Origin of the sequence: Micromonospora fiedleri, from assembly GCF_016774385.1 — a bacterium.
Taxonomy (GTDB): domain Bacteria; phylum Actinomycetota; class Actinomycetes; order Mycobacteriales; family Micromonosporaceae; genus Micromonospora; species Micromonospora gifhornensis.
In genome coordinates, this window is sequence record NZ_JAETXL010000011.1 from 201122 (window position 1) to 209856 (window position 8735).

At 70.7% G+C, this 8735-nt stretch carries 8 protein-coding genes; 6 read left to right on the top strand and 2 right to left on the bottom strand.

Going from position 1 to position 8735, the window contains the following annotated elements:
- Window positions 1–50 precede the first annotated feature (50 nt).
- The 6 genes from JMF97_RS26745 (at window position 51) to JMF97_RS26770 (ending at window position 7028) form a co-directional block, all read left to right on the top strand.
- Entirely contained in the window at window positions 51–884 is an 834-nt protein-coding gene (locus tag JMF97_RS26745; protein WP_203224033.1) for a carbohydrate ABC transporter permease, read from the top strand.
- Window positions 881–2161: an ABC transporter substrate-binding protein gene (locus JMF97_RS26750; protein ID WP_126710861.1), complete on the top strand. Its 1281-nt coding sequence runs from the start codon at window positions 881–883 to the stop codon at window positions 2159–2161. The genes JMF97_RS26745 and JMF97_RS26750 overlap by 4 nt, the downstream gene beginning before the upstream one ends.
- Entirely contained in the window at window positions 2158–3156 is a 999-nt protein-coding gene (locus JMF97_RS26755) for an ABC transporter ATP-binding protein (RefSeq protein WP_203224034.1), read from the top strand. Before JMF97_RS26750 ends, JMF97_RS26755 begins: the two co-directional genes overlap by 4 nt.
- Entirely contained in the window at window positions 3153–4028 is an 876-nt protein-coding gene (locus JMF97_RS26760; RefSeq protein WP_203224035.1) for a carbohydrate ABC transporter permease, read from the top strand. The genes JMF97_RS26755 and JMF97_RS26760 overlap by 4 nt, the downstream gene beginning before the upstream one ends.
- Before the next feature lie 17 nt (window positions 4029–4045).
- Window positions 4046–4516 carry a hypothetical protein gene (locus JMF97_RS26765; protein WP_203224036.1) on the top strand — a complete coding sequence of 157 codons (471 nt, stop codon included), beginning with the start codon at window positions 4046–4048 and terminating at the stop codon, window positions 4514–4516.
- A 124-nt stretch (window positions 4517–4640) separates the two neighbouring features.
- Window positions 4641–7028, top strand: a complete 2388-nt coding sequence (locus tag JMF97_RS26770; protein ID WP_238360190.1) for a WD40/YVTN/BNR-like repeat-containing protein — start codon at window positions 4641–4643, stop codon at window positions 7026–7028.
- 207 nt (window positions 7029–7235) lie between these two features.
- Here the strand turns inward: JMF97_RS26770 and pdxY are convergent, their stop codons facing one another.
- Window positions 7236–8087, bottom strand: a complete 852-nt coding sequence (gene pdxY, locus JMF97_RS26775) for a pyridoxal kinase PdxY (protein WP_203224037.1) — start codon at window positions 8085–8087, stop codon at window positions 7236–7238.
- 144 nt (window positions 8088–8231) lie between these two features.
- On the bottom strand, window positions 8232–8735 hold a 504-nt coding region (locus tag JMF97_RS26780; RefSeq protein WP_203221434.1), incomplete at its 5' end, for a hypothetical protein.

An 8735-nucleotide genomic window follows, 5' to 3' on the forward strand; every position in this document is an offset into this window, starting at 1 on the left:
GGCCGATCCCTAGGTTCGGCCGAGGGGTCCGGAAAGCAGGGGGTGGCGCGGTGGTCGGGCGATGGCTCGGGCGGTTCGTCGTGCCCGCCATCTTCGCGGCGATTTTCGTCGCGCCACTGTGGTTCATGCTGGTCGGCTCGCTGCGACCGGCCGGTTCCCCACCGCCACGGACCCTGGAACTGTGGCCGGCCGATCCCACCACCGCCGCGTACACCCGGCTGCCGGAACTGGTGCCGCTGGCCCGGTACCTGGCCAACTCAGCGCTGGTGGTGGCGCTGGCCGTACCGCTGACCGTGCTGGTGGCCGCGCTGACCGGATTCGGGCTGCGGCTGCTGTCCGGGACCGCGCGCCGCCGGGCGCTGCTCGCGCTACTGGTCGTGCTGCTGGTGCCGGTCACCGCCGTGTGGGCCACCCGGTTCGAGGTGTTCCGGCTCTTCGGCGCGGTCGACACGTACCTGCCGCTGCTGGCGCCGGCGGCGCTGGCCGTCAGCCCGTTCCTGATCCTGCTGTACGCCTGGAGCTTCGGCGGCATACCGGACAGCCAGTTGCAGGCCGCCCGGCTGGAGGGCGCCGGATGGCTGACCATCTGGCGACGGCTGGCGATGCCACAGGTCAAACCGGCGACGCTGGCCGTGGCGGTGCTCGCCTTCACCTTCCACTGGTCCAACTTCATCGACCCGCTGCTCTATCTGACCAGCGGCGACCGCTACACCTGGCCGTTGGGGCTGCGGTTCCTGCTGCTGCTCAACCCGACGGACTGGCCGCTGCTGATGGCCGGCAGCGTGATCGCCACCGCGCCGTGCGTACTTGTGTTTCTGCTCGCCCAGCGGGTCCTGCTGGCCGACGATCCACTGGCGGCGCTTCGCTCGAAAGGAAGCCGATGACCTCCCTCTGGCGGCGCGCCTGCGCCACCCTGCTGACGGTGCTGCTGGTCGGCACCGGATGCTCGTCCGGTGACAAGGCGACGGACGACGACGGCATCACCGTGGTGCTGTTCGGTGACGCCGAGGAGATCGCCGGCTACCGGGACCTGGTCGCCGGCTTCACCACCGCCCACCCCGACATCCCGGTCACCCTCTCCCCCGTGGCCACCCAGGACGAACTGATGGCGCGGTTGACCACCTCGTTCGCCGGGGGCCAGCCGCCGGACGTGTTCCTGCTCAACTACCGCCGCTACGGCCAGTTCGCCGCGCAGGGGGTGATCGAGCCGGTGCAGTCGTACCTGGACTCCAGCGAGGAGATCCGGGAGAGCGACTTCAGCCCGCGGGCCCTGGACGCCTTCCGGTTCGACGGTCGGGAGTTGACCTGCCTGCCGCAGAACCTGTCCTCGCTCGTCGTCTACTACAACGTCGACCTGTTCACCGCCGCCGGCATTCCCGCCCCGACCGCGGGTTGGACCTGGGACGACTTCCTCGCCGCGGCGAAGGCGTTGACCCGCGACGGCCGGTACGGCGTCGGTGTCGACCCGTCGCTGCCCCGGCTCGCCCCGTTCGTCTGGTCCAACGGTGGTGAGCTGGTCGACGATCCGGACAAGCCGAACCGGTTGACCCTCACCGACAACCCGTCCTCCCGGGCGGCCGTCGACTGGTTCCTCGACCTCCAGTCGCGCCACGGGGTGGTGCCGCCGGACGCCGAGGAGCAGAGCGAGTCCAGTGAGGCCCGGTTCCTGCGCGGCACCCTCGGCATGTACCTCAACAGCCGGGTCGCCGTGCCCACCCTGCGCACCATCACCGACTTCACCTGGGACGTCGCGCCGCTGCCGGTGGCACCGGGCGGGAGGCCGGCGTCGATCCTGCACAGCGACGCGTACTGCATGAGCGCCGGCCTGGCCGACCACGGCCCGGCGTGGCGCTTCATCGAGTACGCGATGGGCGACGCCGGGCAGCGCACCCTCGCCGAGTCGGGTCGTACGGTGCCGTCGCGGCTGGAGGTGGCGAACTCCCCCGCCTTCCTCGACCCGTCCAAGGCGCCCCGGTCCTCGCAGGTGTTCCTCGACGCGGAACCGTACCTGCGGGCCACCCCGCGCACCGGCAGCTGGTCGCGGGTGGAGAAGGAGGGCAACAGCCTGCTGGCCGAGGTCTTCTACGGCCGCATCGACCGCGAGGACGGGCTGCGCCAACTGGAGGACCGGGTCCGTCCGCTGTTCTCGGTGGGCAAATGAGAGGCGTCATCCGCCTGGAGGCCCTGACCCGTTCGTACGCCGGCAAGCCCGCCGTCGATCGCGTGGATCTGGAGGTGGCGGCCGGTGAGTTGATCACCCTGGTCGGCCCTTCCGGGTCCGGCAAGTCGACGATCCTGCGGCTGATCGCCGGGCTGGACCGGCCCGACAGCGGCCGGATCCTGGTCGACGACGTCGACGTCGCCACGGTCCCGCCGCCCCGGCGCGCGGTGGCGATGGTCTTTCAGGACTACGCGCTCTTTCCGCACCTGACCGTGCTGGGCAACCTCACCTTCGGGCTGCGGGTGCGCAACGTGCGCCGGGCTGAGGCGGAGCAGCGGGCCCGGGCCGCCGCGCAGCGGCTCGGCATCGACGACCTGCTGGACCGCTACCCCGACCAGATGTCCGGCGGCCAGCGTCAACGGGTGGCGCTGGCCCGGGCGTTGTTGCGCGACCCGAGCGTCTACCTGCTCGACGAGCCACTGGCCAGCCTGGACGGTCCGCTGCGCTTCGCCACCCGCACCGACCTGCTGGCCCTGCACCGGGAACTGCGCACCACCACCATCCACGTCACCCACGACCAGCACGAGGCGATGACCCTCGGCGACCGGGTGGTGGTGCTGGCCGACGGGCAGATTCGCCAGGTCGGCCCACCCCAGCAGGTGTACGACGAGCCGGCCGACACGTTCGTCGCCGGGTTCCTCGGCAGTCCGCCGATGAACCTGGTGCCCGGCGGCGGGGTGCTCGGCGGCGACGCCACCCTGACCATCGGCGTACGGCCGGAGGACCTGGCCCTCGACGACGCCGGGCCGGTCACCGCCACCGTCGAGGCGGTGGAGTCGCTGGGCAGCGAGGCGAACCTGTCGACCCGCTGCCCGGACGGCACCCGGCTGATCGTGCGCACCGGCCCGCGCCCCGGCGTGGCCCCCGGAGACGAGGTGCGGCTGCGCGCCGATCGGCTGCACCGGTTCGACGCGACCACCGGCCGGCGACGATGAGCCGTCCCCGGCGGCCCCTGACCGGTTGGGCGTTCCTCGCCCCGTACGCCATCGCGGTGGCGCTGCTGGTCGCGGTGCCGGCGCTGCTCAACCTCGGGTACGCGTTCACCGACCACACCGGCCTGACCCGGGACCCGCAGTTCATCGGGCTGGACAACATCCGCCGGATGCTCCACGACCGGTTCCTGCTCGACAGCCTGGAGGCCTCCCTGTTCCACGTGGCGCTCGCCGTGCCGGTACGGTTCGTCGCCGCGGTGGGGCTCGGTCTGCTGCTCGCCGCGCCCCGTCCGGGTGGCCGCTGGTTCCGCACCGCCGTCTACCTGCCCACAGTCATCCCCGACGTGGCCCTGGCGGTGCTGTTCCTGTGGGTGCTCAACCCGCTGTACGGTCCGCTGAACCAACTTCTCGGGCTGTTCGGTCACCAGGGCTACAACTGGCTGGCCGACCCGAGCACGGCCCGCATCGGGGTGGTGTTGATGCTGGCCTTCCCCATCGGCGAGGGCTTCGTGGTGGTGCTCGCCGCCCGCCGGCTGCTCAACGGGCGGCTGTACGAGGCGGCCGCGTTGGAGGGCTGCGGCCCGTTCGGTCAACTGCGTCGGCTCACCCTGCCGCTGCTCGCCCCGGTGCTGGTGCTGCTGGCGGTGCGGGACATCATCCTCACCCTCCAGGTCAACTTCGTGCCGGCGTACGTGCTCACCGACGGCCGACCCGCCAACGCCACCCTGTACCTGCCGGTGTACATCTTCGACCAGGTCTTCGAGTTCTCCGGCTTCGCGTACGGCTCACTCGTCACCATCCTGTTGATGCTGATCACTGCCGTGATCATCATCGTGCTGCTGCTGGCCGTACGACGCTGGCGGGTGCTGCGATGAGCTGGCATCCTGCTGCGATGAGATTGCGGGTACTGGCCGCCACCGTCGTCGTCCTCCCGCTGCTGGCCGCCTGTGGTGACGGCTCGGCGGCACCGTCCGGGGGCGGGCGTGACCTGTTGGCGAACCTGCCCAGCTGCGACCGGGTGCCGATCGACGACGACCCGGAGGTCGACGCCGACGTGCCGGGTCTGGCCCTGCCCGAGGGTTCCCGGGTCACCGCCGTGGTGCAGCAGGGCGTGCTGACCACCGTGGAGGCGACGCTGCGGATGTCGCCACTGGACGTTCGCGCGCACTACGAGCAGCGTACGGACCTCGACGTGCTGCGCGTCGAGGACGAGGTCTTCGAGACCGAGGTGCTGGCCCGGACCGAGGCGCGGCGGATGTATCTGCGGGCCTCGGCGCTGTGTGCCGACGGTTCCAGCCTGACCGTCGTGGTCGGGCCGGACTCCGAGGACGCCGGTCTGCCCGAGTTCCGCAGCGGCGGATGACCCGCCTCGACATGTGTCCTAACCGGACCGGGTGTTTCCCCGACAGTTGATCGGTGACGTGCACCGACCAGCGCTCTAGCGTGCGCAGGAAGGACCGTTCGCGTCCGGATCAGGAGAGACCCCCATGAAACTTACGTTCGCGAGACACTATCGCGGACTGGCGGCGACAGCTGTGGTCGGGCTACTCGCCACAGTCGCGTTGGCCGCGTCGTCCAGCCCACCCCCCGCTGCACCGTCGCTGGCCACCAACCTGCCCACCGGCCCGATGGAGGTGCCGGACGAGTGGATGACCGCCCAGCGGATGAGTGACGGCAGCACCAACCTGTCGGCCATCAAGTACGCCAACGCCCGGGGCCAGGCCAACCAGGTCGCCGCCCGCACCAAGAGCGTCTACCGGCATTTGGCGGAGCGCCAGTGGGACTTCTTCGGGCCGCTGAACATCGGTGGCCGGGTCGTCGACATCGCCGTCGACCCGCAGGTGCCGGACCAGCTGTTCATCGCCGCCGCCTCCGGTGGTGTGTGGAAGTCCAGCGACGCCGGTGACACCTTCACCCCGGCCTGGCCGGACAGCTGGTCCCAGCCCATCGGTGCGCTGGCCATGACCAGCGACGGCGTCCTGTTCGCCGGTAGCGGTGAGGCCCAGCCCGGCGGTGGTTCCATCACCTTCGGCGGTGACGGCATCTACCGCTCCACCGACCGTGGCGCCTCCTGGAAGCGGGTCGGTCTGACCGACAGCCACGCCATCGGCCGGCTGTCCATCGACCCGACCAACGAGGACCGGATCTTCGCGGCGGCCACCGGCAACCTGTTCGTCCCCGGCGGCGAGCGCGGCGTCTACCTCAGTGAGGACGGCGGTGACAACTGGCGGCAGGTCCTCGCCCCGCCGAACGCCCGCACCGGCGCCACCGAGGTCATCATCGACCCGAGCAACCCCAACCGGGTGTACGCCGCGATGTGGGACCACCTGCGGGAGCCGCACCAGCGCACCTACGGTGGCCCCGGTTCCAGCCTCTGGCGCTCCGACGACGGCGGCGAGAACTGGCAGCGGATGACCAACGGTCTGCCGACCGACGCCGACCAGGGCCGCTGGGGCCTGGCCGTGGCGCCGAACAACCCGCAGCGTCTCTACGCGTACGTGGGCACCGCCATCGGCCCGTTCCGGGCGTTCTACCGCTCGGACGACGGTGGCGACAGCTGGACGCTGATGCCGGTCAACGCGAACCAGGCCTCGCAGTCGACCTTCAGCTGGTGGTTCGGCAAGATCTGGGTCGACCCGACCGACGCCGACCACCTGTACCTGATGGGCGTCAACCTGATGCGCTCCACCAACGGCGCGCAGAGCTTCTCCTCGGTGCGCGGGCCGCACGCCGACCAGCACGTCATGCGCTGGGACCCGAAGGTGCCGGGCCGGGTCTACCTCGGTAACGACGGTGGCGTCTACCGCTCGGAGCAGAATGGCGCGGCCGGCTGGGTGAAGGCCACCGACGAGCGGTACACCCAGTTCTACACGGTCGACGTCGCCGAGACCGACCCGAGCCTGAAGGTCGCCGGCGCCCAGGACAACGGGTGCAACCGTGGCTACAACGGCCGCCTCGGCCCGTGGAACCCCATCGGCTGTGGTGACGGTCTGCAGACCATCATCCACCCGGAGAACCCGAACATCGTCTTCGGGTGCAGCCAGTACGGTGCCTGCTACCGGTCGGAGAACGCCGGTGGCACGCCGCGTCAGAACATCGGTACCGGCCAGACCACCTCGCAGCGGCGCAACTGGCTCACCCCGCTGCTGTTCGACCCGAACGACCCGAACGTCATGTACTACGCCGGCAACATCGTGAACCGGTCGACGGACAACGGTCGTACCTGGACCCCGATCAGCCCCGACCTGACCAACGGTGGCCCGAACGACCCGTCCGGCTACCCGTGGGGCACGATCACCACGGTCGCCGTCGCGCCCAGCGACAGCAACACCCTGTACGTGGGCACCGACGAGGGCAAGGTCTGGTGGACCCGTGACCTCGGCGCCACCTGGAACGAGGTCGACCAGGCCAAGCTGCCGGGCACCTGGGTCACCCGGATCGCGGTCAACCCGAAGGACGCCAACATCGCGTACGCGACGTTCTCCGGCTTCCGTTCGGGCAGCAGCCGGGCGCACGTGATGATGACCCGCGACGGTGGGCTGAACTGGATCGACATCGGCCAGGGCCTGCCGGACGCGCCGGTCAACTCGATCATCCCGAGCAAGGACGGTCTGCTGATGGTCGGCACCGACGTCGGTGTCTTCCTCTCCGGCTGGAACGGCGGGGAGTGGGCCGCGCTCGGTAAGAACCTGCCGCAGGCGCCGGTGATGTACCTGCGCTACCACGAGCCGAGCCGGCAGCTGACCGCCGCCACGTTCGGCCGCGGCATCTACGACGTGTCCGTGCCGCGTTGCCCGGCCGCGTCGACCAAGCTGCCGCTGAAGAACCCGGGCGTCGGCCTGGTGGGCGTGCTGTCCTCCTGCCGCGCCGGCTAGTACCGGATCGGCCGCCATCGTCCCTGGCCGGCTCGCCGTGGTGACCCCCACGCGGCTGGTCGGGACGGTGGCGGCCGGACCGCTCGAACGATCCGGAGGCCACCTCCCCATCCCGGGGCGGTGGCCTCCGGCCTGAGCAGCGCACCTCCCGGCGCGACAGGTCCAGCGCGGTGCGTCGCGGTTCGGCCGCGGTGCGTCGCGGTCGGTCTAGCGCAGGCGGCGGGCCGGGAACCGGTTCGGCGGGTGGGCGATCGCCTCCTGGGCGGCGATCAGCTGGAGTTCGCGGGTGCCGGCGGCCAGGGTGGCCTCCAGCACAGCGAAGATCGAGGCGGTGGTCCGTTCCAGAGCGATGGCCGGCGAGCCGCTGATCCGAAGGTGCGCGAGGTAGAGCGCGGCGGTGACGTCGCCGCCGCCGTTCGGGTTGATCGGCAGCAGCGGGGTGGTCACCGCCCAGGCGCCCTCGTCGGAGACCGCCACCACGTCCAGCGATCCCGCCGGTACGGCGCCGTGCAGCACGCTGGTGACCAGGACGTGCCGTGGCCCGCTCGCCCGGACGATGTCGACGGCGGCCAGCAGATCCACCACCGAGTCGGTCCGGCGGCCGGCGAGGAACTCCAGCTCGAACTGGTTCGGGGTGACGATGTCGGCTCGGGGCACCACCACGTCGCGCAGGTACTCCGGGATACCCGGCCGGACGAACATGCCCCGGCCCACGTCACCCATCACCGGGTCGCAGCAGTAGACGGCGTCCGGGTTGGCGGTCTTGACCAGGCTCACCGCGTCGAGGATCACCGCGCCCATCGCCGGGTCGCCCTGGTAGCCGGAGAGGATCGCGTCGGCGTCACCGAGGACGCCCCGGTCGGCGATGCCGGCGATCACCTGGGCGACGTCGGCCGGTGCCAGCAGCGGGCCGCGCCACGCGCCGTACCCGGTGTGGTTGGAGAAGTGCACGGTCAGTACCGGCCAGACCTCGTGCCCGAGTCGTTGCAGCGGGAACACGGCGGCGGAGTTGCCGACGTAGCCGTAGGCGACCGAGGACTGGATGGACAGGATTTTCACCGTCTCATCATGGCGGGCGCTGCTCCGGGCCGTGTCGGGACCCGGGCGAAGCCGCCCCGATGTCGGCCGTACGGCACCGGCGGCAGGTGTCGTAGCACCGGGGTGCGGGCCACCCCGTCGGGGGTGGCCCGCACCGTCGGTTCCTTACTCGAACAGGGACAGGGTCAGCGTCGAGGTGTACGCACCAGCCTCGACATCCGCCGGAGTCCGCAGGAACAGATCCGCATCAACCGTGTACTCACCAGGAGTCACCGCACCCGAATCGAAAGTCGACACCAGCAACTCCTGGTCCACCAGACCCACGTTGTTACCCGGCTGCGTCGGCTCGTCCAACACCGTGACGACCTCTTCACCCTCACTGACCAGACCGGTGTCCCCACCATCGATCAGCCTCGGCTTCCAACCCAGATGCCCGGCACCGATCGGCGCCTGATCCGCGTCACCGACAAAATCGGTCGCGCTACCCAACACCGCCCACGCCGCACCCGCAGGCACCTCGTCCGGCGTACGGGTGTCGGTGACCGTCACCGTCGGCAACTCACCAGTGAACTGACGAACCAGCAACGTCGACCCATCCTCCGACAACAGCACCGAATCAGCGGCGACCGTCATCGCCAGGACACCCGGCTCCCGAATCTCCTCGATCTC

Bases quoted from the DNA above. Each gene is read 5' to 3' on its own strand.
- JMF97_RS26755 (WP_203224034.1), top strand. From the start codon at position 2,158: ATGAGAGGCGTCATCCGCCTGGAGGCCCTGACCCGTTCGTACGCCGGC.
- JMF97_RS26770 (WP_238360190.1), top strand. From the start codon at position 4,641: ATGAAACTTACGTTCGCGAGACACTATCGCGGACTGGCGGCGACAGCT.
- JMF97_RS26760 (WP_203224035.1), top strand. From the start codon at position 3,153: ATGAGCCGTCCCCGGCGGCCCCTGACCGGTTGGGCGTTCCTCGCCCCG.
- JMF97_RS26750 (WP_126710861.1), top strand. From the start codon at position 881: ATGACCTCCCTCTGGCGGCGCGCCTGCGCCACCCTGCTGACGGTGCTG.
- JMF97_RS26765 (WP_203224036.1), top strand. From the start codon at position 4,046: ATGAGATTGCGGGTACTGGCCGCCACCGTCGTCGTCCTCCCGCTGCTG.